A 25308-nucleotide genomic window follows, 5' to 3' on the forward strand; every position below is an offset into this window, starting at 1 on the left:
TGGCGACATCGAGAACATTACACGGTCCCCCCGGCCCATCAAAAATCGTTTCCACCACGCCCGCACATTCCGGGTCGGCGACGCCCTGACCAGCGGTCGCTTCCACGACGAGCAGCGTGCCGGGAGGTCCTGGGTCAGGCGGTGGCGAAGGAGTAGAACCGCTTGAGGGTGCAGTGCTCCTCCAGGAGACGGCCGTAGATCGGCTCGCCTTCCAGCTCACGGTACGTCTCGATGGGGTCCCCTTTTATGATCAGTGCCCGCGCGCATTCCTCGCACCAGTACTGGAACTCCGCGTTCACGGGGTCCATGTCCCTCACGATGGGCGTACCACTGCCGCACCAGTCGCACTTCCGCCTGTGTGCACCCATCCGCTCAGCTCCGGGGGTGGCCGCAGGCCGTGCACGCGAAGGAGTGGTGTTCCGGCACACCGAGGAGGCGGAGCGCTACGGAATCGCGGGTGGCGGTGGAGCGGTCGGTCGCGGTGGGGGCAAGGGGCGGACCCGGGGCCCGTACGCGGCTCGCAGGCATCGCGCTCCCTCCCGATCGGTCCGTCGCCCCCTCCGGCGCTCCGATTCTGCCATGGCCCCGCAAGGGGGTCAGCCCGACGACCGCCCCGCTGCCCCGGCTTTGTCCTGAAGCACGGGCACCGGAGCAGCCGGCTCACCCGCGAAGCGGACACCGCGCTTCCCTGTCGGCCCTTGTCCCAGGCGGGCCAGGGCAGTTGAGGCACGAGCGGCGGCACCCACCGCGCCGGATCCGCACGACCGGCAAAAAAAGATCCCGCCCCCTGCCGGGGACGGGATCTTGACTGTGGAGCTAAGGAGAATTGAACTCCTGACCTCCTGCATGCCATGCAGGCGCTCTACCAACTGAGCTATAGCCCCGCTGTCCGCTGTGTTTCCCTGCGTTTCCGCGCTGCGAACAAGAAGAACTTTAGCCTGCGACAAGCCTGAAAGTGAAATCCGGCCCCTGCCGCCCGGAGAGGACCTCCGGGCGCCTGCTAGTCGTCGTCCCCGAGCACCGGCTCCGGGAGCGTCCCGGCGTTGTGTTCGAGCAGACGCCAGCCGCGCGCGCCTTCGCCCAGCACGGACCAGCAGCAGTTGGAGAGCCCGCCGAGCCCCTCCCAGTGGTGGGACTCGAGCCCGAGGAGACGGCCGATGGTCGTCCGGATCGTGCCGCCGTGGCTCGCGACGACGAGCGTGCCCGCGTCGGGAAGCTTGTCGGCATGTTCGAGGACCACGGGGGCGGCCCTGTCCGCGACCTCGGTCTCCAGCTCGCCCCCGCCCCTGCGGACCGGCTCACCGCGCTTCCACGCGGCGTACTGCTCGCCGTACTGCCCGACGATCTCCTCGTGGGTGAGGCCCTGCCAGGCGCCCGCGTACGTCTCGCGCAGTGCGGAGTCGTGTGCGACGTCGAGGCCGGTGACCACGGCGAGCTCATGAGCCGTGGCAGCCGCCCGCCGCAGGTCGGACGCGACGATCGCGTCCGGCTGCAGCGACGCGAGCAGCCGTGCGGCGCGGCGTGCCTGACCGACGCCGGTCTCGGTCAGCTCGATGTCCGTGGAGCCCTGGAAACGGCGCTCCAGATTCCATGCCGTCTGGCCGTGCCGCCAGAGGACGATCTTGCGGCCCCTGCCGCTGCTGCTGCCGTTCAGCTCTGGTCACCTTCCGTGCCGCCGTTGAGCTGGGCGTGCTCCTCGGCCTTGCCCCGGGTCCTGACCGCGTCCTCGGGGAGGGCGATCTCGGGGCAGTCCTTCCACAGGCGCTCGAGCGCGTAGAACACGCGCTCCTCGCTGTGCTGGACGTGGATCACGATGTCGACGTAGTCGAGAAGGATCCAGCGTGCGTCGCGGTCGCCTTCGCGGCGTACCGGCTTGGCACCGAGCTCCTTCTGCAGCCGCTCCTCGATCTCGTCGACGATCGACTTGACCTGGCGGTCGTTGGGAGCCGAGGCCAGCAGGAAGGCGTCGGTGATCGACAGCACGTCGCTGACGTCGTAGGCGATGATGTCGTGCGCGAGCCGGTCGGCCGCCGCCTGGGCGGCGGCGTTGATGAGCTCGATGGAGCGGTCCGTGGCGGTCACATGCAGGCTTTCGTCGGCGGTCAGATCAACCTCTAGGGTCTCACGGACCGCCGACAGCCCTTACGACGTCCGCTCGGCGATCTTGTAGTCCTCGCCGAGGGCGACGGACACGTCGGCGTTGGCGGCGGGCTCGCCCTTCTTCACCGAGTTCTCCGGCAGGCCCAGGGTCTTGGCGACCTCGACCGCCTTCGCCTTGTCCTCGGCCGCGCCGTAGACCACCTCGGACGACGCCACGGCGTCCGTCCTGCCACTGTCGACGAAGGCGTAGCCACCGTTGACGAGCTGGATCCTGGCGTACTCCGTGCCCTTCGTGTTCCCGGTGGCGTTCTTGATGCCGACACGTACGGCGGCACCCTGCTCCGGGGCCTTCACCTTGCCGCCCAGGACGTCCTTGACGACGCTCTCGGTGGCCTTCTCGGTCAGGGTCCCGTCGTCCTGGACCGGGAGCAGCTCCGTCTTGTAGTCGCCCACCTTGGCGTGTCCCGCGAGCTTCGCCAGGGAGGCGCCGAGGTCCTGTTCGGGCAGGGACGGGTCGAGGATCTGCGCGAGCGTCTCGATCGTCACGGTCGCGGCCTTCGGGTCCTCCGACAGCTTGCGCAGCACACTGCGCATCACCTGCCCGAAGCGGGTCAGCTGTTTCGCCTCCGGCTCACCCGGCCCCCGGTAGGTCGCGTACGCCACGGCCATGGGGCCGCTCAGCGTCTGCGCCTCGCCCTTGCTCACGAGCGGGGAGGCGCCCTTCTTGGAGTCCGGCACGTCCGTGTCGGTGTCCACCTCGATGTTGCCCACCAGTTCGACGAGGTTCTCGAGGTACGGGGTGTCGAGCCGCCAGGTGCCGCTGATCCTGGTGCCGAGCAGGGTGTCGATCGCCTCGCGGGTGCCGGTGGACCCGTCGTCGTCGACGGACTTGCCGAGCGTCGTGGTCGAGCCGTCGTCCGCGGCCACCGCGAGCGAGTTGGGGAGCAGGACGGTGGTGCCCTGCCCGGTGGTGACGTTGTCGACGAGCAGCGCCGTGGAGGTGCCGCCCTTCTTGGTGTTGTGCAGATGGACGACGATGACGTCCCGCTTCTGCGGGCCCGTCGCCGTGGTGCTCCGCCCGTCGTCGCCGGAGACTCCCGGGACCTTCCCCGCGAACCAGAGGTAGCCCGCTCCGCCGACGACCACGAGAGCCACGACGACGATCAGCGCGACCATCCGGTTGTGTCCGCGCCTGCGGGCCTCCTCGCGCCGCTCGCTGCGGCTCTCGGTGAATTTCAGCCAGTCGATGACGTCTTCGGAGTCCTCGTCGGGCTCCTCGATGAAGGAGAACTGCTCCGCGCCGTCGTCCCGGTCGCGGTCGCCACGACGCTGTCCGGGAACGGCGGCGCCGACTGCCGGCTCGGCGTCGCGACGCTGTTCCGGTACGGGCGGTGGCGGTGGCGCGCTCGCCGGAGCTACGGGCGTGGCCTGGGACGCGTTCCACTGCTGGGTGGAGTCGTCCGCGACGGGCTGCCGGCCCGTGTCGTAGCCGTACCCGCCGTAGCCGCCCTCGTCGTACCCGTACTCCTGCTGGGTCGGCTGCGCCTGCTGCTGGGCGTGCGGGGCGGCGTACGGGTCGTACTGCTGCTGCGATCCGGCATACGGGTCGTAGCCGTAATCCTGCTGCGGCTGCGGCGGCTGCTGGTACGGGTCGTACTGCTGCTGCTCCTGCTGCTGCCCCTGCTGCTGATAGACCGGCTGCCCGTACTCGTCGTAGCCGATGATCTGCGGCTGCTGCTGGTACGGGTCGTACGGGTCGTGTCGGTCGTTCACAGGTGCCCCTCTCCGTGGCTCATTCGCCGCGGTACAGCTGGCGCTTGTCGATGTAACGCACGACACCGTCCGGCACCAGATACCAGACCGGCTCCCCCTGCGCGACCCTGGCACGGCAGTCCGTGGACGAGATCGCCAGCGCGGGCACCTCCACGAGCGAGACGCCCCCCTTCGGCAGCCCGTCGTCCGTCAGCAGGTGCCCCGGCCGGGTCACGCCGATGAAGTGGGAGAGCGAGAACAGCTCCTCGGCGTCCCGCCAGGTCAGGATCTGGGAGAGGGCGTCGGCGCCGGTGATGAAGAAGAGGTCCGCGTCGCCGTGGACCGTGCGCAGGTCCCTCAGCGTGTCGATCGTGTACGTCGGTCCGCCCCGGTCGATGTCGCTGCGGCTGACCGAGAACTGCGGGTTGGACGCCGTCGCGATGACCGTCATCAGGTAGCGGTCCTCGGCCGGGGACACCTGCTTGTGGCTCTTCTGCCACGGCTGCCCGGTCGGGACGAAGATGACCTCGTCGAGGTGGAAATGGGCGGCCACTTCGCTGGCCGCCACCAGGTGTCCGTGATGGATCGGGTCAAAAGTCCCGCCCATCACGCCGAGTCGGCGCTTGCCGCGGCCGGTAGGCACTTCCTGCTCTCCCATGCGTGCAGACCCTACTGGCACAGCTGTTCGCCTCTGCCTCAGCGGTCTCGGTTGAAACGAGTGGTGATCCACAGCAGGAGCATCAGCGCGACGAACGCGCCGATGCCGGTGAGGTACGGGCTGAGGCTTTCGTGGTTACCACCCTGCTCGCCTTCGGAGGCGAGGGTGACCAGCTGGTGCGCGGTGCTCGAGAGGCTCATCTTCTGCAGGACCTATCCATCGGGAATGAGGAGGGAGACGTCGCGCACATCGTATGCGTGCGCCACGGGCACGCTCACGCCGACTCAGTCGTTGTTGTCGTCGTTGCGGTATCCACGCAGCAGGAACCAGGCGAGCAGGGCAGCTCCGACGAGTGCGACGAGCAGCACGACGCGCAGTGTGTCGCCCGGCCCCTGCTCCTCGGACACGGCGGCGAGCATGACGGCGGTATGCGGCATTCCGGGCGCTCCTCAAAGTTATCCACAGCCCCCCGCACACCGTAGCGCCAGCACATACGCTGGCTTTTGTCAGGGGGACGAGCACCGTCTCGTACGAACAGGGGGCATCCATGACCGACACCAGTCACGAGAGCGTGCCGAGCAGGCACCGCAAGCGATTCCCGGACATCTCCTCGCGGGCCTACGAACACCCGGCGGACCGCTCGGCCCTGGTGGCCCTGCGCAAGCTGAGCGGTTTCGACACCGTGTTCAAGGCGCTGAGCGGCCTGCTGCCCGAGCGCAGTCTGCGGCTGCTCTTCCTGTCGGACTCCGTCCGGGTGAGCGACGCCCAGTTCGCGCATCTCAACGACATGCTGCGGGACGCCTGTTACATCCTGGACCTGAAGAAGGTCCCGCCGATGTACGTCAACCAGGACCCGCAGCCCAACGCCATGTGCATCGGCCTGGACGAGCCGATCATCGTGGTGACCACCGGGCTGGTGGAGCTGCTCGACGAGGAGGAGATGCGGGCCGTCGTCGGCCACGAGGTGGGCCACGCCCTCTCGGGGCACGCGGTGTACCGCACGATATTGCTCTTCCTCACCAATCTCGCGCTCAAGGTGGCGTGGATCCCACTCGGCAATGTGGCGATCATGGCGATCGTTACCGCGCTGCGCGAGTGGTTCCGCAAGTCGGAGCTGTCCGCCGACCGGGCCGGTCTGCTCGTCGGGCAGGATCTGCGGGCGTCGATGCGCGGGCTGATGAAGATCGCCGGTGGCAATCATCTGCACGAGATGAACGTGGACGCGTTTCTCGCCCAGGCCGACGAGTACGAGAAGGGCGGCGACCTCCGCGACTCCGTACTCAAGATCCTCAACGTACTGCCCCGGACGCATCCGTTCACCACGGTCCGAGCGGCGGAGCTGAAGAAGTGGTCGGAGACCCGGGACTTCCAGCGCATCATGGACGGCCACTACCCCAAGCGTGACGGGGACAAGGACACGTCGGTGACGGACTCCTTCCGTGAGTCCGCGGCGCACTACGCCGACACCGTGCGCACCAGCAAGGACCCTCTGATGAAGCTCGTCGGTGACATCGCGGGGGGTGCGGGAGACCTGGGGGGCAAGCTCCGGGACAAGTTCACCGGTGCGGGGAGCGGAAGCGCGAGCGGTGGCGGCAGGGGCGGCGCACCGGCCTCGGACGCTACGGACGGCTCCGAGGGGACCTGGCGGCGCCCGGGGCCGGAGGAGGAGGGGGGCCCTGCGTCGGGGAGCTGATGGCTGCCAGCCTTCCGCAGACTCCCGCCGTAGGCACGCCCTTGGCATACGGGTCGGTGCCGGCCGGCCCCCCGGTGTCCGCCCGCTCGCCCGCGAGCAGCGGGCGCAGCGCTCCGGTCGTCTGCGCGGAGCACGACTGCGGGCCGGCCTGGACGTAGGCGCTGCGGACCTCCAGCCGGTGCAGTCGGATGTCTTCCCGGTCGAGCAGGTAGTGCAGGACGCGGCGCACGGTGAAGAGCGAGGCTCCGCCGGCCCGGTGGGGGCCGGACACGGCGGGCCTCAGCGCGTACGTGAAGGTGTGGTCGGACACCACCTCCAGGGTGTCCGTCCCCGCCTCCATGTAGGCGAGGGTGCCCTGCACCCGGATGTCGGGGTCTGCCAGTTCCACTTCGGCCGGGTCGAAGCGCACCAGCCAGCCGGTCGCGCTGTGCCGGCCGTCGTCGGCCGGTGAGTCCACGCTCCGGTCGAACTGCGCTGTCTGGTCCGGGTCGAGCAGGCGTCCGACCGGCCGGACGACCCCGCCCGTGAGTACGTCAGGGTCGAGCGAGGAGCCCACCAGGTAGTCCTTGACCGTTGACAGGGCGGTGGTCACGTCGCTGTCCGAGAAGTTGTCCGTCCGCCGGACCGACGGGAAGTTGATGCCTGAGGCGCCGGAGCGGTGCCCCGACGCGGGGCCGCGGGCGAGGAGCGACTCGGCGACCCCTCCTGGCACGGGGCCTTGGGGGGCGAGAGGGATCACCGTGGTCCGGAGCGGTTCGGCCCGCCGGCCGGCGGGTGTCGGGTAGGGGTTGCGGAAGCCGATGTAGACGGCGGTCGCGAACGCCAGCGCGATCAGCACCACGAGGGCGATACCGGCCCTGGAGCGGTGCCGACGGGTGCCGCGGCCGGGGAGGGAGCGTACGGCGCGCGCGTGCTCACCCATGCGCTCCTGGGCTGAGAATTCCTGTAGCCGGGCAGCTTGGATGAACGATTCGTCGAAGACGAGTGAGCGGTACTCGTCCTCCCCGCCCGAGGGGTTCTCGGACGGCCCTTCCGGCGGTTCTCGGCGGCCTGTCATGACTTCTCCCGATCTCCGCGCCACCGGCGGGGGCTGGCGCTGGGATCCGCCTCAGCCGCGGCGTCGGGCGGACCTGTCCGTCACGGGTTCGGTACGTGGACAAGTGGCTGGCCCTCCCTCCGGGGACGGGAGGAGGGGTCACAGGGTCGTACCTTCAGATTGGGTCGATCGACATCAAGGTAAACGCCTTGCAGGTAGGAGCGCAGGTGGAGCGCGGCCGGGAGAGCAGCCGGGAAGCAGTCACCAGGACCACGGCCCACCACCGTCTGTCACGGTTTTCCCGCTCTCCCCGCTCTCCCGGCGTTCCCCCGTGTCCCGGGCCGGTGTCCCCGGTTTTCGGCCTTCGGCCCTCGGCACGCGGTAGCCCGGCGGGAACCCGCCTCCCGTCGGCGCCTGCGCGGGCAGGTCGGCCTTCATGGGCACCGACGCCGGCACGCCTGGGCGCCCCCGGGGGCGCGGTACGTCCCGGCGTCCCGGGACCGGCTTCCCGCCCCCGGACTGGCTCTCCGGCCCCGGCGAACCGCGCTCGGAGGCGGGCAAGGCCGGGCGGAGCCGTACCTCAGGGCGGCTCCTTCCGCGCGCAACCACGCATCCGGCCGCTCACGTAGCGCACCACCGCGTGTCAGGCCGCGCGACCACCGTGACAGCGCACACCGGACCGTCACTGCGGGAAGGCGCCACCAGTCCGTGCAACCCGGGACGGGAACTGAGGACGCCGCTGGACAGGGGCACTCCGCCGACCGGGCCATGACCCCCAGCACGGCTCGGAGCACGAGCCTGCCCGTGCTCCGAGCGCGCCCGGCTCAGGGCGTACGCGGTTCAGTGCGAGGCTCGCGGTTCAGGGTGCGCCCGGCTCAAGGCGTGCGCGGGACCGCGGACACCGCGGGGCGGGAGTGGTCGACCGAGGCGGAGGGGCCCACGCCCGGCTTGTCGACGCCGCTGGTCACCGGCTGCGGTACCCGGTTCTGCCGATCACGTTCAGCGCCGCGATACACGGCGCTGAAAGCCAGCGCCACCATCCCGATCCCCATCAGCACGGCCAGCAGCCAGGCAACCGGACGGTGCCAGCGGGCCGAGCCCCGGTAAGGGCGCAGCGAGCCCCCATGGCGACCGTAGGGGCCGTCCTCGTCCTCGTAGGCGCCGTCGGGATCGTCAGCGTCGCCGAAGTCCCCGAAGGCCCTCTCGCGGCTGTACGCGCCGTCCGGACCGTAGCCGTCGTCGTAGTGGTCGTCGTCCAGGGCTCCGCCGCCCGAGCGCGCTCTGCTCGCTTCGGCTTCGGCGCGGGCCTGTGCGGCGGCCAGCAGACGCTCGACCGCCGTCGGCTCGTGGATCTCGGCGGACCGGACGAAGTCCTCGTCGAACACCACGGAGGCGAAGGTCTCGTCCGCGCCCCCGCGGTCGTCGTCGGGCTCCCCGCCGTCCGGGAACGGCCTGCCCCCCACGTCGTCCGGCACAGCTCCAGCGTAGCCGCGGCGGGGCGTTTTGGGCAGGGAGCGCACACATTCACCGGCCCGCCGCGGGTCTGCCGGCTAACGGATGTGACCGTCGCCGGTGACGATGTACTTGGTCGACGTCAGCTCCGGCAGGCCCATCGGCCCACGGGCGTGCAGCTTCTGGGTGGAGATGCCGATCTCGGCGCCGAAGCCGAACTGGCCGCCGTCCGTGAAGCGCGTCGACGCGTTCACGGCGACGGTCGTGGAATCGACCAACTGGGTGAACCGGCGGGCCGCCGCCTGCGAGGTGGTGACGATCGCCTCGGTGTGGCCGGAGGACCAGAGCCGGATGTGCGCCACAGCGGATTCCAGCGATTCCACGACCGCGGCCGCGATGTCGTACGACAGGTACTCGGTCTCCCAGTCCTCCGGCGTCGCCGCCACGACGGTGGCCTTGGATCCTTCTGCGTGTGCGAGCACCCGCTCGTCCCCGTGCACCGTCACCCCGGCCTCGGCCAGCGCGTCCAGGGCCAGGGGCAGGAAGTCCGCGGCGACGTCCTTGTGGACCAGGAGGGTCTCGGCCGCGTTGCACACGCTCGGGCGCTGTGCCTTGGAGTTGACCAGGATCTCGACGGCCATACCGAGATCGGTCTGCGCGTCGACGTACACGTGGCAGTTGCCGGTGCCGGTCTCGATCACGGGGACCGTGGACTCCTCCACGACCGTGCGGATCAGCGAGGCGCCACCTCGCGGGATCAGTACGTCGACGAGGCCGCGCGCCCGCATCAGCTCGCGCACCGAATCGCGGTTCTCACCCGGCACGAGCTGCACCGCGTCAGCGGGAAGACCGGAGCCGCCCACGGCGTCCCGGAGCACCCGCACGAGTGCGGTGTTCGAGGCGTACGCCGACGAGGACCCGCGCAGCAGCACCGCGTTGCCCGACTTCAGGCAGAGTGCGGCGGCGTCGACCGTCACATTGGGCCGGGCCTCGTAGATGATGCCGACCACTCCGAGCGGCACCCGCACCTGGCGCAGGTCGATGCCGTTGGGGAGGGTGGAGCCCCGGACGACTTCGCCGACCGGATCGGGCAGCGCCGCCACGTCACGCGCGTCCGCGGCGATCGCGCGGATCCTCTCCGGGGTGAGCGTGAGCCGGTCGACGATCGACTCGCTGGTCCCGGCCTCCCTGGCCCGGGCGACGTCCTCCGCGTTGGCCTCGACGATCTCGCTGGTGCGTACTTCGAGCGCGTCCGCGATCGCCAGAATGGCGTCGTCCTTCGCCGCGCGCGGGAGTGGCGCGATGTCGTCGGCGGCAGCGCGGGCCCGGTAGGCGGCCTGGGCGACCGGGGACATGTTGTCGTACGGCGAAAGCGTGGTCATGCCCGCAGGGTAATGCGCACGCTGCGGGCATCCGTCACGTATCCCGTGATGCGAGACAGCCGTCTCGGCTGTTGTGCACCCGCCCAGCGGGACCGGGTTCCTCGGTGCGTGCACCGATCGGGATGACCGGTCCGCCGACCGTTCCCTTTTCGGGCCGCTCGGCCGGCGCGAAGGCGCCCCAGCCGAAGTCCCCGCCTGAGCCCCGCTCGCAGGCCCGGTCCTCAGAGGGACGCCCCTTCGCAGGCCCCGGGGACGCCCCCCGCCCGAAGGCCCACTCCCGAAGGACCCCGTCCCACAGGCGCCCGGTCCCGAGGTGGCTCCCCGTCCCGGAGGCGGCCCGTGGTCGCGGGACGGTCAGTACGGGTGCACTCCGACGGGTGCGGCCGGGGGCGGGCCGTAGCCCTCGGCGATCCGCAGGTGGTAGGTCTCCCGGTCGATGACCTCGAGGCCGACGATCTCCCACGGCGGGAGCTGGGCGCTGGAACGGTGCTCGCCCCACAGCCTCAGCGCCACAGCCGCGGCGTCGTGCAGGTCCCGGGCCTCTTCCCAGTAGCGGATCTCCGCGTGGTCGTTGGCATACCGGCTGGTCAGCAGGAAGGGGTGGTCGTGCGCCAGCTGCTCCAGCCCGCGCCTGACCTCCTTAAGCGGCGTCTCGCTCCCGGAGACACTGAGGGTGATGTGCCACAGCTTGGAGCGGGTCAGTTCCTCCTTCGTCACCACCGGATCCTGCTCGAGGGTCTGGTCGGGAGGTGCGCCGACGTAGTCGGCTCCCGCCCCGACACTGGTCAGGGCACGGCTGCCCGTTCCGTGGGGCAGCGCCCCCGGGCGCGCTCGTCTCACCGGCGGCCTCCTGTGAATGCGTAGCTGTGCTGACCCCTTTGTATCTCCGTGACAAAGTTGACCAGCCCGGGGCGGGGTGTGGGGCGGTTTTGGTGAAGGTCTCCGCCCGAAGGCTGGACTTTCAGCCGTTTCAGGGGGCCGCCCGCGGCTCGAGGACGACGAGATCGTCCCTGTGTACGACTTCGCGCTCGTAGGCGGGGCCCAGTTCTCGGGCGAGGTCGCGGGTGGACCTGCCGAGCAGCTGGGGGATCTCCTTGGCGTCGAAGTTGACGAGGCCGCGGGCGACGGCCCGGCCGGCGGGGTCCCGCAGCTCGACGGGGTCCCCGGCGGAGAACTCCCCCTCGACCCCGGAGATACCGGCCGGCAGCAAGGACGTGCGGCGCTCGACGACGGCGCGTACGGCTCCGTCGTCGAGCGTCAGGGCGCCCAACGGGGTCGAGGCATGGGCCAGCCAGAGCAGCCGGTCGGCCGAGCGGCGTCCCGTGCGGTGGAAGTACGTGCCGGTGTCGCGCCCTGCGAGGGCGTCGGCCACCTGGCTCGCCGAGGTGAGGACCACCGGGATTCCGGCCGCGGTGGCGATCCGGGCGGCCTCGACCTTGGTGACCATGCCTCCGGTGCCGACACCGGCCTTCCCGGCGCTGCCGATGGTGACGCCCTCCAGGTCTGCCGGACCGCTCACCTCGGCGATACGGGAGGTGCCGGGAGTACTGGGGTCTCCGTCGTAGAGGCCGTCCACATCGGACAGCAGCACGAGCAGGTCGGCGTGGACCAGATGGGCGACGAGCGCGGCGAGCCGGTCGTTGTCCCCGAACCGGATCTCGTCCGTGGCCACCGTGTCGTTCTCGTTGACGACGGGGAACGCGCCCATCTCGAGGAGCTGGTCGAGCGTGCGGTAGGCATTGCGGTAATGGGCACGCCGACTGGTGTCGTCGGAGGTGAGGAGCACCTGCCCCACCCGTACGCCGTAGCGGGCGAAGGACGCCGTGTAGCGGGCGACGAGCAGCCCCTGGCCGACACTTGCCGCTGCTTGCTGCCGGGCCAGGTCCTTGGGTCTGCGTACGAGCCCGAGGGGAGCCAGGCCGGCCGCGATGGCACCGCTGGAGACGAGGACGATCTCGCGCTCCCCGCCGCTCCTGACCTTGGCGAGCACGTCGACCAGCGCGTCGACCCGGTCGGCGTCGAGCCCTCCTGCCGCCGTGGTGAGTGAGGAGGATCCGACCTTCACGACGATCCGCCGGGCCTCGGTCACGCCCGGCCTGCGCCCCGCACCGCCCCCGGAGGGTGTGCGAAGCGCACCGTCGGTCTCCCTTGCCGCGCGTGCGGTTTCCCTTGCCCCTGACACGTACGCCCGTCCCCATCACGTCGTCCTGCTCGGTTCTCCTCAATCTACGCGAGCGGCGGGTTCCCCACCGTGTCGTCTCAGCTGCTGTCGGAGGGGGTCGGCACCACACGCACCGGCCCCTCCGGACCGCTGTGCGGCATGCCCCCGAATGGAGTCATTTACGTAATCTCCACCGGCCATTCATCGGGCTACCCTCTATTGCGTGACAGATGAACCGACCCGCCAGAGGCGCATTCTCCTCAGATCGGGCAAAAGCCCCTTCGATGTGGCTTCGCTCGAACAATCCCTCGACAGAGACGTCTTCGCGACCAACGCGGGCAATCTGATCTTCAGCGACGCGGCCCACAAGCTGCTGACGACGCCGCGCGCGGAGGTCTTCTCCAACGGCATCCGCACCGATCCGTCGGCCGCCGCACGCATCAACGAGGAGTTCGACGTGTTCGTCGTGCCCCTGGCGAACGCGTTCCGTCCGACCTTCGAGCGGCCCTTGAAGCGGATGACACAGCTGATCAAGAAGCTGCGCATCCCCGTCGTCGTCCTGGGTGTGGGCGCGCAGGCCGACCTCAAGTACGACGCGGCCCGGCTGAAGCCGATGGAGCCGACGGTCAGGGAATTCGTCACAGAGGTCCTCAACCGCAGCGCGTCCATCGGCGTGCGGGGCGAGTTCACCGAGCAGTACCTCAAGAACATGGGCTTCCGTGACGTCGAGGTCATCGGCTGTCCCTCGATGTTCATGAACGGCGAGACGTTCACGCTCGAGAAGAAGTCGGAGTCGCTCACCAGGGATTCCATGATCTCGGTGAACGGCTCGCACAGCGCCGTACGTTCACACGGTCTCGACGCCATAATCCGGCAGGCGCACGAGCGCTACCCGAATCTGCGGTTCATCGGGCAGAACCTTCTCGAGGCCCAGCTGCTCCACTGGCGCGAGACGTCGAACCCGATCGGCGCCCAGACCTCGATGCCCACCCATCCGTCCCACCCGATGTACCGGGAGGGCAAGGTCCGGCTCTACGTCGATCCGGCCACGTGGATCGACGAACTGCGCGCGTTCGACTTCTCCTTCGGCTCGCGTATCCACGGGAACATCGCGGCCCTGCTGGCAGGTGTCCCGAGCACCGTGCTCTGCAGCGACTCACGGACCCTGGAGCTCTGCCGGTACTTCGGCATCCCGCACCGCAAGATCTCCGAGACGCCCAAGAACACCGATCCCGCCGAGCTGTACGAGGCGGCGGACTTCGGCGAGCTGGTGAACGGCCACAAGGAACGCTTCCTCCGTTTCACCGGCTTCATGGAGAGGAACGGCCTGGAGAACACGTTCCACCACGGCGACAGCGGAAAGGCCTTCGACGCCCAGGTGTCCAGGCTCGCCCTTCCGCCTGCCGTCCGCCCGTGGACCGACTCCGACCCCGACACGCTGAGCAGCCGCTTCAGCTGGATGCAGAGCCGGATGGAGGAGCTGACCGCGCAGAACGCCCTGTTGCGCAGCCAGCTCGAGAAGAAGGCCGGCGCGGTCAGCATCAAGGTGCAGGCGGGTGAGGGGGCCGCGGCCTGGCCGTCCGCCTACCGGCGCGCCCGGCGTGTCGTGGGGCGCCCGGTCCGGAGGCTGCTGCGCCCCGAGCAGTAGGGACCGGCTCACGGTCGCTGCCGTCGCGCCCGTGCTCCAGGCGGGAGGAACCGGCCCAGGGCCGATGCCGCCGCGCCCGCCTCAGACCTTGTGGGCGCGGCGCGGCACGTGAAGTCCGGCGGCCCGGGCCGTCCTGCGCGCCTTGCCCGCCAGCCGCCGCAGGAAGACCGCGGTGGACTGCCGGCCCGGCACGTCGATCCGCTTCCGGCCGATCCATTCGGGGACGGTCACCTCGTAGGCCGGCAGGGGCAGCCCCGCGTCCTCCCCGAAGTGGGGGTAGGTCAGGTACAGCCGGCCTCGGAGCCCCTTGCGGACGGCCTTGGGCTGCTTCTTCTCGCTCATGAAGCGGAGGATGTCCAGGAGCAGGTCGAGCCTGCCCTTCGAGACGCAGATCAGCCGGAGCCGTTCGTTGACCTTGAGGCGACGGGCCAGGCCCGGTGACCAGTAGGCCTCCAGCAGCGGTGCCGCCAGTTCCATCTTCTTCTGGCGCACCTCGTCGGACTGCCGGAGCAGGGCGGGTCCGAACTGCGGGAGCAGGGTGATGACGAAGGGCCTGACCATGAGCACGTCCCGCTTCGGCCCCGGCGGTACATGGGCGGCGATGAGCCCTGCCAGCGCCCGGGCGGAATCGAAGCGGAGCAGGTAACTGCCGCTCTTCGTCACGTGCTTGCCGTCGTCCCGGCCCACCAGGTAGTAGCAGGTGTAGTCGGCCACGACGGAGACGCCGTTGCCGCGCAGGTACGCCTCCATGGTGAAGAGCGCGTCCTCACCCGTCCTGAGGTTCTCGTCGAAGGTCATGCCGAGCCGGACCAGGAGGTCCCGCCGGAACAGCTTCTGGGCGCTCAGGGTGAACTTGATGTTGGAGTTGTACAGATCGGCGCGCTCGACCGTCTGCTTCCACATCGACTTCGCCGCGCCCCTGTTGACGCCGACGACCTTTCCGAGCACCACGTCCGTGCCCGCGCGGTCGCCCATGGCGACCATGCGCTCCAGCGCTTCCTCACCGAAGTAGTCGTCCGCGTCGAGGAAGAAGACGTACCTGCCACGGGCGAGGCCGAGACCGCGGTTGCGCGGGCCGCTGGGACCGCCGGAGTTCTCCTGGCGGACGACGCGCATGTCGATGGCGGTCCGGGCCGCGAACTCCTCCAGGTACTCCCCCGTACCGTCGGTCGACCCGTCGTCTATCGCCACGATCTCCATGCGCCCGGCCGGAAGCGTCTGCGCTTCGACGGACTCCAGGCAGCGGATCAGGTAGGGCATCGCTTCGTAGGCGCCGATGATGACGGTCACGTCTGGTGCGCTGCTGCTCATCTCTCCCCGGTTCACACTTATCCGCATCAATCAGGAGAAACGATAGAACGACGACACCTGACGTGCTCCATGCACGGACACGCCGAACGGTCCGTACGTTCCCCTCCCTGAGGAGGAGACGGACGGACCGTTGCGCGGGTTGCGTCGTGAACCGGACATTCTTCGAACAACTGAATGACAGCCGGAGCACATCTGCCCGACAGCTCCGCATCCGGCCGGTGGCGCGCCTCGCGCCGCCGGCCGGACACGCGTCGGTCAGCGGACCGCCGAAGGGCCCGCGCCGATGCCGGCGTCGGGTGCGGCCGAGGCGTCGGGATCGACTGCGGCCTCGACCTCGGCGACGATCTCCGCCACGCCGTCCCCGGCACCGCTGGACGCGGCCTCCGGGTCGGGCAGAGGGGCGGACAGCTGCTCGCCCACACGCTGCGCGACACGGGCGTTGCGGGCCTCCGCCTTGGCCGCGAGGGCGTGGACGGCGGCGTTGAACTGCTCCATGGAGGTGGGCTCGTCCGGTCCCAGCAGGTAGCTCTTCAGCTCGTGCCTGGCCCCTGCGAGCGAGTCCGCCGCCGGGTCGGCGACGGCGCGCAGCAGTTCGTCGATCTCCTCAGCACTGTTGGACAGGATGACGGCTGCCCGCACAGCGGTGTTCTGACGCTTGAACTCGTCCCGGCCGACCTCGGCCGAGTCGGTCACCGCGTACGGCTTGCCGCTCGCGATGAAGTCGGACACCACGCTGGAGATGTCCGAGACCATGGCGTCGGACTCGTTGAAGCAGTCGTACAGCTTCGGCTGGGCGCCGGTCACCGTCCTGTGCTCCCACCAGCCGAAGGAACGCCAGTAGGCGTCGTTCCACTCGGCACGCAGGCCGGCGATCTCCGCCTGGCGGGCCGGGTCGGCGAGTGCGACCCGCGACTCCTCCGACTCGTCGCCCCCGGCACGTCCGGGCTGCGCGAGCTCCGCCAGGCGGGCCTCGATGCGGGCGAGTTCCGCCTTCGCGGCCTTCTGCCCGGCCGCCGCGGCAGAAGCCTCCTTCGCCCAGCGGGGGTCGGCGGCGCGCTGCTGGACGGACTTGGCGACCAGTGCCTTGATCCGGGCGTCGACGGCCCTCGCCTTGGCACTGCGGATACCGGTGAAGGGGTGCGGCTTGTATATGACCCGGACCGGGCTGTCGGCCGTCAGCAGCCGGCGGACGATGTTCTCGCCGGCCAGCAGCAGCGAGGTGTTGCCCGGGTTGTCGTCCCAGCCCTCCCAGGTGGGGGCGTACAGCACCGTCGGAACGGGGTTCTTGGTGGTACCGGTCCAGCTCTCGATGGGCGCCAGCTGCGGCCGCCCGACCTCGACGATGTCCTCGTCGCGGACGCCGACGTCGGCCAGCGCGTAGCGGTCACGGCCCGCACGGCCGGCCGTCCACACCTCGTCGTACACCTTGGAGTACGGGTTGACGCTGGCCAGCTTGTCGCTGTCACCGTGCCCGATGAACACGTGCTTCATGGTCGGGACCCGCAGCATGTGGATGTTCTTCCCGACGTTGGCCGGATACAGACACACACGGACGGTCGAGAGGTTCATGTTCATGAGGTGGGTGCCGGCGGGCACACAGACCACCGGCACGGAGGTGTCCGCGAGCTGGGAGACCAGATTGCGCTCGCGCATGACGATCAGCGGGCGCCCCTCGACGGCCGCCATGGTGTCCAGCCACATGTTGCCCTGGTAGGCGGACTCGTTGGAGCCGGAGAAGTAGAGCACGACGGTCGGCTGGTACTCGCCCAGCCAGGTGTCCAGGGCCTTCAGCACCGCGGGGGCGGACGGCGCCCGCCGGCTGCGGCGCAGGTACGGGACGAGCAGGACGTTGTAGCCGGCCGCCAGCACCAGCGTCACACCGGCACCGATGAACCCGAGGATGTCCTCGCCCGTGCCGGCGGCCACGAGGACGCCTGCCACCGCGGGGAGGTCGAGGTGGAGCATCTTCTCGCTGGACCGGTGCAGCAGCGCGCGCGGGGGGGCGTCGGGGATACGGACCGCGTGCAGGTCCACGTTGCGGGTGACGATCGGGAGGCTGCGGCGCAGCCGGATCAGGGTCGTCAGCGCGCCGTGCGGGGCCTGAAGACCGTAGAAGAGGAGGAAGCAGGCGACCGCCGCGTAGAAGAGCGGTTCCTCCGCGAGGTCCAGCCGGGCCAGCAGCAGAATGATCATCAAGTGGCGGAGCAGGAAGCGGATGGGCAGCCCCGCACGCACCTTGCCGAGCCGGTTGATCAGATAACTGCCGCGCTGGTGCAGATACCAGTCCGCGAGGTACGTGACAGCCGTGGCCGCCGCGAAGAACCAGATGTCGGGGAGGAGAGCGGCGACCATGACGCACGGGTATCCCAGCGTCATCAGTACGGCTGCCAGCAGTTCTGACCGACTGCCCACACGGGCCAGGCGAATGGCTGTGGAAATCACGAAGAACCTGCTCCAGGGGGTGCCGGTTGTTTCACGTATAGAGGGAAATGTGAAGATGCGGCTTCACGCACTCGGGCCTCTGGGTCCACCTTTCGGTGAACCCAGAGGCCCGTAAAAGTACATTTGTCAAGAATTATTACACATCTTCCTGACGGTCCAGGACCGACGCCAGCGCCTGCTCGAAGCCGGAGGCCTCGGTGACGTCCCTGGTCGGGTCCTGCTGCCGAACGTCGATGACGTGGCCCGTCATGGCCGACAGGAGGACGTCGAGCGAGGTGCGCGCCACGGCCTCGGAGGAGAGCAGCGAGCCCTCCGGCTCCTGGCCGAACGCCTTGGTACGCATGGGGGTCGCGGTGCGCTCGGGGTTCACGCAGTTCACCCGGATCCCCTCGCCCGCCCACTCGTCGGCCAGCGCCTGCGTGAGGTTCACCATCGCGGCCTTGGTGGACGAGTAGAGGCTGTACTCCGCGCGGCCACGGGTGTAGCTGCTGGAGGTGTACAGCAGCAGCTGCCCCTGGGTCTCCGCCAGGTACTTGTACGAGGCCCGGGCGATCTGCACGGGTGCCAGGTAGTTGACGTTCAGCGCTTCCTGGATGGTCGTGTTGTCCGTCTCCGCCAGCTTGCCGATGCGCAGCACGCCCGCGGTGTTGATCACGTAGTCGATGCGGCCGGTCTCGGCATAGGCCTTGGACAGCGCGTCGTCGATGTGCTCGGGGTTCTCGACGTGGGTGCCGGTGGTGGAGCGGCCCAGCGCGTACACACTGGCGCCGTACTGCTCGGCCAGCGTGGCGATGTCGGCTCCGATGCCGTACGAACCGCCGAAGACGACCAGGGTCCTGCCCGAGAGGAGCTCGCGGTAGGCGGCCTCGTCGGCCTGGCGGGGTGCCGCCGTGGAGGCCAGCTGGAAGAGCTTGTCGGTGATGAAGACGTCGACCGGCTGGGTCACCTTCATGTTGTACTCGTCACCCGCGACCACGTAGATCGGCACGTCGGGGAGGTACCGCAGGACGACCGAGCAGTCATCGGTGGCCTGGAAGTTCGGGTCGCCGGCCGCGACCTCGTACGCCTTGCGGATCGTGGAGAGCTTGAACGCCTGCGGGGTCTGGCCGCGGCGCAGCCGGGACCGGTCCGGGACGTCGGTGATGAACTCGCCGTCCTCGCCGTGGGTGCGGGTCACGATGATCGTGTCGGCGGACGGGATGGCGACGTCCACCGCCTGGTAGCGGTCGAGGGCGTCGACACAGTCCTTGATCACCCGCTGTGACAGAAGCGGACGGACCGCGTCGTGGAAGAGGACGTTGCGGTCCTCACCCTCCGCCAGTCCCTCGCCGAGAGCCGCGATGGCGCGCTCGGTGGTCTCGTTCCGGGTGTTGCCACCCTCGATGATCTTGGTGACCTTGGTCAGCCCGGCCTTGGCGACGATCTTCTCGACGTCGGGCACGAAGCCGGGCGCCATCAGCACGATGACATCGTCGATGCCCTCGGCGTTCTCGAAGATGCTCAGCGTGTGCTCGATGACTGCCTTACCGGCGATCTTCAGCAGCTGCTTGGGGATCGACAGTCCCACACGCTGGCCGGTCCCACCGGCGAGCACGACCGCTGTGGTCCGGGGCTTGGCTTCATGCGGCACAGACACAGACGACCTACCTTGCGATGACAGGGGGGAACAGTGTGATGGTCGCACTCTCCGTGACCGTCTCGCAAGGCGGACGTTTACCGGTGCTCGCCTGCGGGAAACCCGCGGTTCACCGCCTGGCCAGGCAGATTGGGCAGGCGGAGCCCCGCACCCGGAGTGACAGACTCCACAGACCTGTTGCGCAATCCGCACATCGCCCGTCGCCGTACCGCCCGCCACCTGGCAGTTCCCTGTGAATCCGGGCACCCCCGCCGTGCGGGGGCGCCCGGCGCGGCGGCTAGAAGGGGTCGAACTCGTCGTACTCGCGCTGCGCGACCTCGCGCTCGGACTCGCGTTCGCGGCGGCGCGTCGCGGCGGGACGCGGAGCCTCCAGGCGGTGGTCCTCGCCGCGGCGGCCCAGCATCTCGGCCCCGGCGGCCATGGTCGGCTCCCAGTCGAAGACCACCGCGTTGTCCTCGGGACCGATGGCCACTCCGTCACCGGCCTGGGCACCCGCCTTGCGGAGCTCGTCCTCGACACCGAGCCGGTTGAGCCGGTCGGCGAGGTAACCGACGGCCTCGTCGTTGTTGAAGTCGGTCTGACGGATCCAGCGCTCGGGCTTCTCACCGCGCACGCGGTAGATGCCGTCCTCCTCCACGGTCACCGTGAAGCCGGCGTCGTCGACGGCCTTGGGCCGGATGACGATGCGGGTCGACTCCTCCTTGGGCTGGGTGGCCCGCGCCTCGGCGATGATCCCGGCGAGGGCGTACGAGAGCTCGTTCAGGCCCTTGTGCGCGACGGCCGAGACCTCGAAGACGCGGTAGCCGCGCGCCTCCAGGTCCGGGCGGATCATCTCCGCGAGGTCCTGGCCGTCCGGGATGTCGACCTTGTTCAGGGCGACGATGCGCGGGCGGTTCTCGAGGCCGCCGTACAGCCGCAGCTCCTCCTCGATCATGTCGAGGTCCGAGACGGGGTCACGGTCGGACTCCAGCGTCGCGGTGTCCAGGACGTGCACCAGGACGGAACACCGCTCGACGTGCCGCAGGAAGTCCAGGCCGAGGCCCTTCCCCTCGCTGGCGCCCGGGATGAGCCCGGGCACGTCGGCGATGGTGTAGACGGTCGAGCCGGCGGTGACGACACCCAGGTTGGGTACGAGAGTCGTGAACGGGTAGTCCGCGATCTTCGGCTTGGCGGCGGAGAGCGCCGAGATCAGCGAGGACTTGCCCGCGCTCGGATAACCGACGAGGGCGACGTCGGCGACGGTCTTGAGCTCCAGGACGATGTCCCGGCTCTCTCCCGGCTCACCGAGCAGCGCGAAGCCGGGCGCCTTGCGGCGGGCAGAGGCCAGCGCGGCGTTCCCGAGCCCGCCCCGGCCGCCCTGGCCGGCGACGAAGGTCGTGCCCTGACCCACCAGGTCGGCGAGGACGTTACCCGCCTTGTCGAGCACGACGGTGCCGTCGGGGACGGGCAGCACGAGGTCCTGGCCGTCCTTGCCCGAACGGTTGTCACCGGCACCGGGCTGGCCGTTCGTGGCCTTGCGGTGAGGGTGGTGGTGGTAGTCCAGCAGCGTGGTGACCGCCTGCTCGACGACGAGGATGACATCGCCGCCGCGTCCGCCGTTGCCCCCGTCGGGGCCGCCCAGCGGCTTGAACTTCTCACGGTGCACGGAGGCCACGCCGTGGCCTCCGTTACCCGCGGCGGCATGCAGCTCGACGCGGTCCACGAAGGTGGTCATGGTGGGGGCCTCCAGGTACTGCGGGAAAATACGGAATTGTCTCTTGACGTAACGCGCCGAGGGCGGACCCGCTTCCCCGGTTACCGGGAAAGCCGAGATCCGCCCTCGGGAGGTGCTGTGTCGCTCAGCCGTTGCCTGACTCAGGCAGCGACGGGAACGATGTTCACGACCTTGCGGCCACGGTGCGTACCGAACTCCACCGCGCCGGCGGTCAGCGCGAACAGCGTGTCGTCGCCGCCACGGCCGACGCCCGTGCCCGGGTGGAAGTGGGTGCCGCGCTGGCGGACCAGGATCTCACCGGCGTTGACGGCCTGACCGCCGAAGCGCTTCACGCCGAGCCGCTGAGCATTGGAATCGCGCCCGTTCCGAGTGGACGATGCGCCCTTCTTGTGTGCCATGTCTCCTCAGTCCCTTACTTCGCAGCCGCGGGGATACCGGTGACCTTGATCGCCGTGTACTGCTGGCGGTGACCCTGGCGACGGCGGTAACCCGTCTTGTTCTTGTAGCGAAGGATGTCGATCTTCGCGCCCTTGTGGTGGTCCACGATCTCGGCCTGGACCTTGATGCCGTCCAGCACCCACGGGTCGCTGGTCACGGCGTCACCGTCGACAACGAGCAGGGTCGAGAGCTCGACCGTGTCGCCAACCTTGGCGGTGGAAATCTTGTCAACCTCAACGATGTCGCCGACAGCAACCTTGTGCTGGCGACCACCGCTGCGCACGATGGCGTACACGCGGATCTCTCTCTCACTCGGAACGGATCCCCTGATGCCAGCCGCCCGCGCGGGCCGGGGCCCGCGACAGTCCGGAAGGATGAGCGGCCTCCCCCGGGGACGGATCACCGGGAGGGATGTGCTCAGGGGGTAGGCGCACAGAAACACGCCGAGGGTCAAGGTTACGGGGCTGGGTGCGGGGGGTCAAACCGGGCCTCGTCCGCCGGCGTACGGGAGGTTTCCACCCGCTCCACGGCACTCCCCCGGACCTGCCGCGCGGCAGGTCGCCGCCCGCCTACCCCCGGCTCCGGATCCCGGACCCGGCCCGGCCGTCAGACGTGCGACGGCAGCCAGCCACGCTGAACCGCGCGGACCCCGGCCTCGAAACGGCTGCGCGCGGACAGCCGTTCCATCAGTTCGTTCGCCATCCTCCGCGCGGTCCTCGGCGACACACCCAGGCGCTTGGCGATGGCTTCGTCGGTGTGCCCTTCTGCCAGCAGACGTATGGCCGTCGCCTGCTGCGGGGTCAGCCCGTCCGCTCCACAGGCCGGCGTGTCGGCGAGCGGCTGCGCGGCGGCCCAGACGGACTCGAAGAGCGCCAGGAGCGCCGTCAGCATGCCTTCGCCGGTCAGTACGGCCGCCCCGACGGCGGTGTCGTCACTTCTGACGGGGATCAAGGCGGTGGACCGGTCCACGATGAGCATGCGGATGGGCAGGAGGGCCGCCGTACGGACCTCACCTCCCATCCCCGCGAGCCGGTTCGCGTGCTCGATCGTCGGACGGCTGTTGCGGACACTGTCGAGGTAGACGGTGCGCATGCGCACCCCTCGGCCCAGCAACTCCTCGTTCAGAGGGCGCGACGCGGCGATCGCGGCGTCCGTCAGGACCGAGTCGGGAGAGAAGGACAGAACCTCTTCCTTGGTGCCGTGCGTGAGCGACACCAGCCGGTCACGTATCCGGTCGAGCCCGACGAGTTGCTCGACACCCGGCTGGCGCGCCTCGGGAGTCAGTTCGGCGTACTCCGCGATCAGCTGGACCGCCGCCGCCCGCGACGCGTCCAGTCGTTCCTGCTGAGCGGTCAGCTGCGCCTGTCTGCGGGCCATCAGGATTTCCATCCCGATGTCGGGCGACACGGCCCACAGCCTCCCCGGATCTTCGGCCGAGGGCCGTACGAGCGCCAAGGCGCTCAGCTCGTCCAGAGCGCCGCGCACCGCGGTGGTGGACGAACCGAGCGCACCGGCCAGTGCGGCGACGTTCGCGCTGGGCATGGACAGCATGGCCCGATAAACAGCTTCGGCTGTCACATCCAGGCCGAGTTCGGTCAACACGTGCGTTCCCCCCGGCGTCAGTTGACACAGTCCTGCCGCCGGATCATCTCAGGATCTTCACGAGCACTTCAATGGATCACCGCATTGTCGGCCGCTTCCGGTCCGTGTCCGGGCCCGATGAGGCCATGGCCGGAAGCGTCCAGGCGTCATGGCCGAGACCTCCCATCGCGCCCGGTCATGGTGAGGTGCATGTTTCTCGTCCACGCAGACTTCTCCGCCCTGGGACCGTTCGAACTACCACGTGACACAGGCGAATTGATCCGCACCTCACTGACTCCGGCTGACCAGGTGGAACACGTCTCGGCCCACGCTCTGCCACCCGGCCGCTTCGTCCTGGGCTTCTTCCTGCTGACCGCTTCACTGAATGAGGCGGAGGCAAAAGCCGAGGCGATCTGCCGTCGCCTGCTCGCCGAGAAGCGCCTGCCTCCCGCGGTGCTGCGGGAGGTGGGCGTGCCTCTCATCACTCCTCTCCTGCCGCCCTGAGCCGCCATGGCGGCACGGGGCCCGCCCCCGTCCGGCGCCGGGCTGTGGCGGCCGGGCCGCGACGTGCCGCGTGTGGACAGAACCATCCAAGGCCGTTTTGGGCCAGCCCGAGCTTCTTCCGCCCCTTCTGAGCTGCGGCTTAGCTATGGATCACCGCTCGGAGCCGCACCACTGCGGTTCGGCTCCGACGACCTGTCTGTCACTCAGGTCACCGTTCCGAACACGAAGGGCCAGCCAGCCATGCGCGTCATCCATCACCTCAAGGCCATCCGAATCACCCTTCTCGCCCTGGCGATCGCGGTCCCTGTGTTCGGTCTCTCCGTGCCGGCGCCAGGCACCACCGCGTCCGCCGCGTCGGGCGCCGAAGCGCCCGTGGTCATCGGCACGGACGACATGAGCTGGCAGTGACACCCAGATGATCTACGGGGGAACAGAAGTGACGTCCAGGACCGACAACACCCGCAGGACCACGGGACTGCTGCTCGCCGGGGCCGTTTCGCTCGGCCTGCTGACCGCGAGCACCGGCACCGCCCAAGCCGCTGAACAGGTGTGCACAGGCACCTCGTCGATCTACGGGATCCTCGACGACGGCCGCCTCACCTACTCCGCCATCACGCCCGGCACCGGCAACCGCATCAGAACCCGCATCGGCCCCGACCTCGGCTTCGAGCCCAAAGCCATGGCCACCCTCAACTTCAACACCATCCTCGTCACCTCCACCGCCGGAGCCCTCTACCGCGTCGACGTCCAGACCAACGACGAAACCCTCACCGTCTCCGCCATCGACAAGATCATCGACAAGGGCTGGACCCACGACAAGCTCAGCTACGACGGCTACGGACACCTCTACGGCACCACCACCGACGGCACGCTCCTGCAATACCTCGTCTCCCAGGCCAAGCCCAAGGGCGTCGAACACATCGGCCAACGCGCCGAGATCGGCACCGGCTTCGTCCTCAAGACCCTCACCACCGTCGGCCAGGACCGCCTCATCGCCACCACCGAAGCCGGAAAACTCTTCTCCTACAAGATCATCGGTGGGGCCTGGAAGCGCGACGACCTGAAGGAATCCGGCTGGTCCGGCTTCGACCAGGTCGTCTCCTCCGGCAGCGGCTTCTACTACGGCCGCATCGCCGCGACCGGCGCCATGTACTGGTACAAGGACGCCAACATCTCCGACGGCAACGGAGACGACATCGCCTACCACAACGACGACCCGGTCGACCCCTCCGGCTGGACCCAGACCCTCCTCTCCGCCGCCCCCGGCCAGGTCACCTGCAAGTCGGTCAGCACCCTCGGGCAGGACATCGCCAAGGACGCCAGGGCCGAGGTCGGCAACAACTTCAACGACTACGACTTCGACCACAGCCGTGCCTGGTGCGCGGAGTTCGTGAAGTACATCTGGGCCGGCAACGACGTGACGGGTTCGTCGGAGCTGGACGCCCGGGCGATCAGCCTTCGCGAGTACGGCCTGAAGCACGGCACCTACCGCTCCGGGTCCCCCAAGGTCGGGGACGCGGTGCTCTACGACACCGACGGAAATCTGACCGACGGCGAGGCCGACCACGTCAACATCGTCGTGGCCGTCTCCTCCGACGGCAAGCAGATCGAGACGGTCGGCGGCAACGAGAGCCGCCAGGTGCAGAAGACCGGATGGTTCAACTGGGACACCGCCTCCAGCCCGATCGGTGCCGGGCCGGCGCTCGCCTTCATCTCGCCGAAGGGCTGACCTGACCGGCGCAGCCGGCGGCCACGCCCCTCGAAGCCGGGGTGTGGCCGCCCTCCGCGTCGCGGTGCCGC

At 69.4% G+C, this 25308-nt stretch carries 24 protein-coding genes and 1 tRNA gene; 5 read left to right on the top strand and 20 right to left on the bottom strand.

The genetic code is table 11. From position 1 onward, the window contains the following. Positions 1–134 precede the first annotated feature (134 nt). The 8 genes from ACHFIV_RS26190 to ACHFIV_RS26225 all read right to left on the bottom strand — a co-directional run bounded on the left by ACHFIV_RS26190 (position 135) and on the right by ACHFIV_RS26225 (position 4947). Positions 135–368, bottom strand: coding sequence for a hypothetical protein (locus ACHFIV_RS26190; protein WP_033305681.1), 234 nt, complete (start codon positions 366–368; stop codon positions 135–137). Positions 369–811: 443 nt separating this feature from the next. Then, positions 812–884 (bottom strand) — tRNA-Ala (locus tag ACHFIV_RS26195). A 116-nt stretch (positions 885–1000) separates the two neighbouring features. After that, positions 1001–1654, bottom strand: a complete 654-nt coding sequence (locus ACHFIV_RS26200) for a histidine phosphatase family protein (protein ID WP_398973954.1) — start codon at positions 1652–1654, stop codon at positions 1001–1003. Further along, the gene (gene rsfS, locus ACHFIV_RS26205; protein ID WP_398973768.1) at positions 1651–2082 is read right to left on the bottom strand and encodes a ribosome silencing factor; all 432 of its coding nucleotides are present in this window, start codon (positions 2080–2082) and stop codon (positions 1651–1653) included. Before rsfS ends, ACHFIV_RS26200 begins: the two co-directional genes overlap by 4 nt. Positions 2083–2142: 60 nt before the next feature. Further along, entirely contained in the window at positions 2143–3873 is a 1731-nt protein-coding gene (locus tag ACHFIV_RS26210) for an LCP family protein (RefSeq protein ID WP_398973771.1), read from the bottom strand. A 19-nt stretch (positions 3874–3892) separates the two neighbouring features. Further along, the gene (gene nadD / locus ACHFIV_RS26215) at positions 3893–4510 is read right to left on the bottom strand and encodes a nicotinate-nucleotide adenylyltransferase (RefSeq protein WP_203186197.1); all 618 of its coding nucleotides are present in this window, start codon (positions 4508–4510) and stop codon (positions 3893–3895) included. 38 nt (positions 4511–4548) lie between these two features. Continuing rightward, a complete protein-coding gene (locus ACHFIV_RS26220) occupies positions 4549–4710 on the bottom strand; it encodes a hypothetical protein (protein WP_359472215.1) in 162 nt (53 codons plus the stop codon). Between the two features lie 84 nt (positions 4711–4794). Next, the gene (locus tag ACHFIV_RS26225; RefSeq protein ID WP_398973776.1) at positions 4795–4947 is read right to left on the bottom strand and encodes a hypothetical protein; all 153 of its coding nucleotides are present in this window, start codon (positions 4945–4947) and stop codon (positions 4795–4797) included. Between the two features lie 110 nt (positions 4948–5057). On the opposite strand from ACHFIV_RS26225, the gene ACHFIV_RS26230 reads away from it, so the two are divergent. Next, a complete protein-coding gene (locus ACHFIV_RS26230; protein WP_398973779.1) occupies positions 5058–6203 on the top strand; it encodes a M48 family metallopeptidase in 1146 nt (381 codons plus the stop codon). Here the strand turns inward: ACHFIV_RS26230 and ACHFIV_RS26235 are convergent. From ACHFIV_RS26235 to proB, 5 genes are all read right to left on the bottom strand, one after another. Then, complete coding sequence (locus tag ACHFIV_RS26235; protein ID WP_398973782.1) at positions 6130–7260, bottom strand: SCO2583 family membrane protein; 1131 nt, start codon at positions 7258–7260, stop codon at positions 6130–6132. The genes ACHFIV_RS26230 and ACHFIV_RS26235 overlap by 74 nt on opposite strands. An 854-nt stretch (positions 7261–8114) precedes the next feature. Then, positions 8115–8714, bottom strand: coding sequence for an SCO2584 family spore wall biosynthesis protein (locus ACHFIV_RS26240; RefSeq protein WP_398973784.1), 600 nt, complete (start codon positions 8712–8714; stop codon positions 8115–8117). Positions 8715–8789: 75 nt separating this feature from the next. Next, positions 8790–10073, bottom strand: coding sequence for a glutamate-5-semialdehyde dehydrogenase (locus ACHFIV_RS26245; protein ID WP_398973786.1), 1284 nt, complete (start codon positions 10071–10073; stop codon positions 8790–8792). A 354-nt stretch (positions 10074–10427) separates the two neighbouring features. Next, positions 10428–10913: a hypothetical protein gene (locus tag ACHFIV_RS26250; RefSeq protein WP_398973789.1), complete on the bottom strand. Its 486-nt coding sequence runs from the start codon at positions 10911–10913 to the stop codon at positions 10428–10430. A 130-nt stretch (positions 10914–11043) separates the two neighbouring features. Then, positions 11044–12162: a glutamate 5-kinase gene (gene proB, locus ACHFIV_RS26255; protein WP_398973791.1), complete on the bottom strand. Its 1119-nt coding sequence runs from the start codon at positions 12160–12162 to the stop codon at positions 11044–11046. A gap of 295 nt (positions 12163–12457) precedes the next feature. On the opposite strand from proB, the gene ACHFIV_RS26260 reads away from it, so the two are divergent. After that, on the top strand, positions 12458–13882 hold the full coding sequence (locus tag ACHFIV_RS26260) for a polysaccharide pyruvyl transferase family protein (protein WP_398973794.1): 1425 nt from the start codon (positions 12458–12460) through the stop codon (positions 13880–13882). 81 nt (positions 13883–13963) lie between these two features. Here the strand turns inward: ACHFIV_RS26260 and ACHFIV_RS26265 are convergent, their stop codons facing one another. From ACHFIV_RS26265 to ACHFIV_RS26295, 7 genes are all read right to left on the bottom strand, one after another. After that, positions 13964–15193: a glycosyltransferase family 2 protein gene (locus ACHFIV_RS26265; protein WP_398973797.1), complete on the bottom strand. Its 1230-nt coding sequence runs from the start codon at positions 15191–15193 to the stop codon at positions 13964–13966. 255 nt (positions 15194–15448) lie between these two features. Beyond that, positions 15449–17635 carry a hypothetical protein gene (locus ACHFIV_RS26270; RefSeq protein WP_398973800.1) on the bottom strand — a complete coding sequence of 729 codons (2187 nt, stop codon included), beginning with the start codon at positions 17633–17635 and terminating at the stop codon, positions 15449–15451. 136 nt (positions 17636–17771) lie between these two features. Next, positions 17772–19271 (bottom strand): SDR family NAD(P)-dependent oxidoreductase, encoded by a 1500-nt coding sequence (locus ACHFIV_RS26275; protein WP_398973802.1) that lies wholly within the window; start codon positions 19269–19271, stop codon positions 17772–17774. Between the two features lie 277 nt (positions 19272–19548). Then, positions 19549–20985, bottom strand: a complete 1437-nt coding sequence (gene obgE / locus ACHFIV_RS26280) for a GTPase ObgE (protein ID WP_398973805.1) — start codon at positions 20983–20985, stop codon at positions 19549–19551. 140 nt (positions 20986–21125) lie between these two features. Next, entirely contained in the window at positions 21126–21383 is a 258-nt protein-coding gene (gene rpmA / locus ACHFIV_RS26285; protein WP_014045902.1) for a 50S ribosomal protein L27, read from the bottom strand. 14 nt (positions 21384–21397) lie between these two features. Next, the gene (gene rplU, locus ACHFIV_RS26290) at positions 21398–21718 is read right to left on the bottom strand and encodes a 50S ribosomal protein L21 (RefSeq protein ID WP_015577124.1); all 321 of its coding nucleotides are present in this window, start codon (positions 21716–21718) and stop codon (positions 21398–21400) included. A gap of 311 nt (positions 21719–22029) precedes the next feature. After that, the gene (locus tag ACHFIV_RS26295; protein ID WP_398973808.1) at positions 22030–23025 is read right to left on the bottom strand and encodes a helix-turn-helix transcriptional regulator; all 996 of its coding nucleotides are present in this window, start codon (positions 23023–23025) and stop codon (positions 22030–22032) included. A gap of 189 nt (positions 23026–23214) precedes the next feature. Between ACHFIV_RS26295 and ACHFIV_RS26300 the strand changes: the two genes are divergently transcribed. The 3 genes from ACHFIV_RS26300 to ACHFIV_RS26310 all read left to right on the top strand — a co-directional run bounded on the left by ACHFIV_RS26300 (position 23215) and on the right by ACHFIV_RS26310 (position 25237). After that, on the top strand, positions 23215–23508 hold the full coding sequence (locus tag ACHFIV_RS26300; protein ID WP_398973811.1) for a hypothetical protein: 294 nt from the start codon (positions 23215–23217) through the stop codon (positions 23506–23508). A 240-nt stretch (positions 23509–23748) separates the two neighbouring features. After that, positions 23749–23916, top strand: coding sequence for a hypothetical protein (locus ACHFIV_RS26305; RefSeq protein ID WP_398973814.1), 168 nt, complete (start codon positions 23749–23751; stop codon positions 23914–23916). A gap of 28 nt (positions 23917–23944) precedes the next feature. Then, complete coding sequence (locus tag ACHFIV_RS26310; RefSeq protein WP_398973817.1) at positions 23945–25237, top strand: CHAP domain-containing protein; 1293 nt, start codon at positions 23945–23947, stop codon at positions 25235–25237. Positions 25238–25308 lie beyond the last annotated feature (71 nt).

The sequence above is a fragment of the Streptomyces sp. ALB3 genome (genome assembly GCF_044385685.1).
GTDB lineage: Bacteria > Actinomycetota > Actinomycetes > Streptomycetales > Streptomycetaceae > Streptomyces.

What these genes read in the sequence shown, in the direction of transcription:
- ACHFIV_RS26190 (WP_033305681.1), bottom strand. Translation starts at nt 368, where the DNA reads ATGGGTGCACACAGGCGGAAGTGCGACTGGTGCGGCAGTGGTACGCCC.
- nadD (WP_203186197.1), bottom strand. Translation starts at nt 4,510, where the DNA reads ATGGGAGAGCAGGAAGTGCCTACCGGCCGCGGCAAGCGCCGACTCGGC.
- ACHFIV_RS26220 (WP_359472215.1), bottom strand. Translation starts at nt 4,710, where the DNA reads ATGAGCCTCTCGAGCACCGCGCACCAGCTGGTCACCCTCGCCTCCGAA.
- ACHFIV_RS26225 (WP_398973776.1), bottom strand. Translation starts at nt 4,947, where the DNA reads ATGCCGCATACCGCCGTCATGCTCGCCGCCGTGTCCGAGGAGCAGGGG.
- ACHFIV_RS26230 (WP_398973779.1), top strand. Translation starts at nt 5,058, where the DNA reads ATGACCGACACCAGTCACGAGAGCGTGCCGAGCAGGCACCGCAAGCGA.
- ACHFIV_RS26235 (WP_398973782.1), bottom strand. Translation starts at nt 7,260, where the DNA reads ATGACAGGCCGCCGAGAACCGCCGGAAGGGCCGTCCGAGAACCCCTCG.
- ACHFIV_RS26245 (WP_398973786.1), bottom strand. Translation starts at nt 10,073, where the DNA reads ATGACCACGCTTTCGCCGTACGACAACATGTCCCCGGTCGCCCAGGCC.
- ACHFIV_RS26265 (WP_398973797.1), bottom strand. Translation starts at nt 15,193, where the DNA reads ATGAGCAGCAGCGCACCAGACGTGACCGTCATCATCGGCGCCTACGAA.
- obgE (WP_398973805.1), bottom strand. Translation starts at nt 20,985, where the DNA reads ATGACCACCTTCGTGGACCGCGTCGAGCTGCATGCCGCCGCGGGTAAC.
- rpmA (WP_014045902.1), bottom strand. Translation starts at nt 21,383, where the DNA reads ATGGCACACAAGAAGGGCGCATCGTCCACTCGGAACGGGCGCGATTCC.
- ACHFIV_RS26300 (WP_398973811.1), top strand. Translation starts at nt 23,215, where the DNA reads ATGTTTCTCGTCCACGCAGACTTCTCCGCCCTGGGACCGTTCGAACTA.
- ACHFIV_RS26305 (WP_398973814.1), top strand. Translation starts at nt 23,749, where the DNA reads ATGCGCGTCATCCATCACCTCAAGGCCATCCGAATCACCCTTCTCGCC.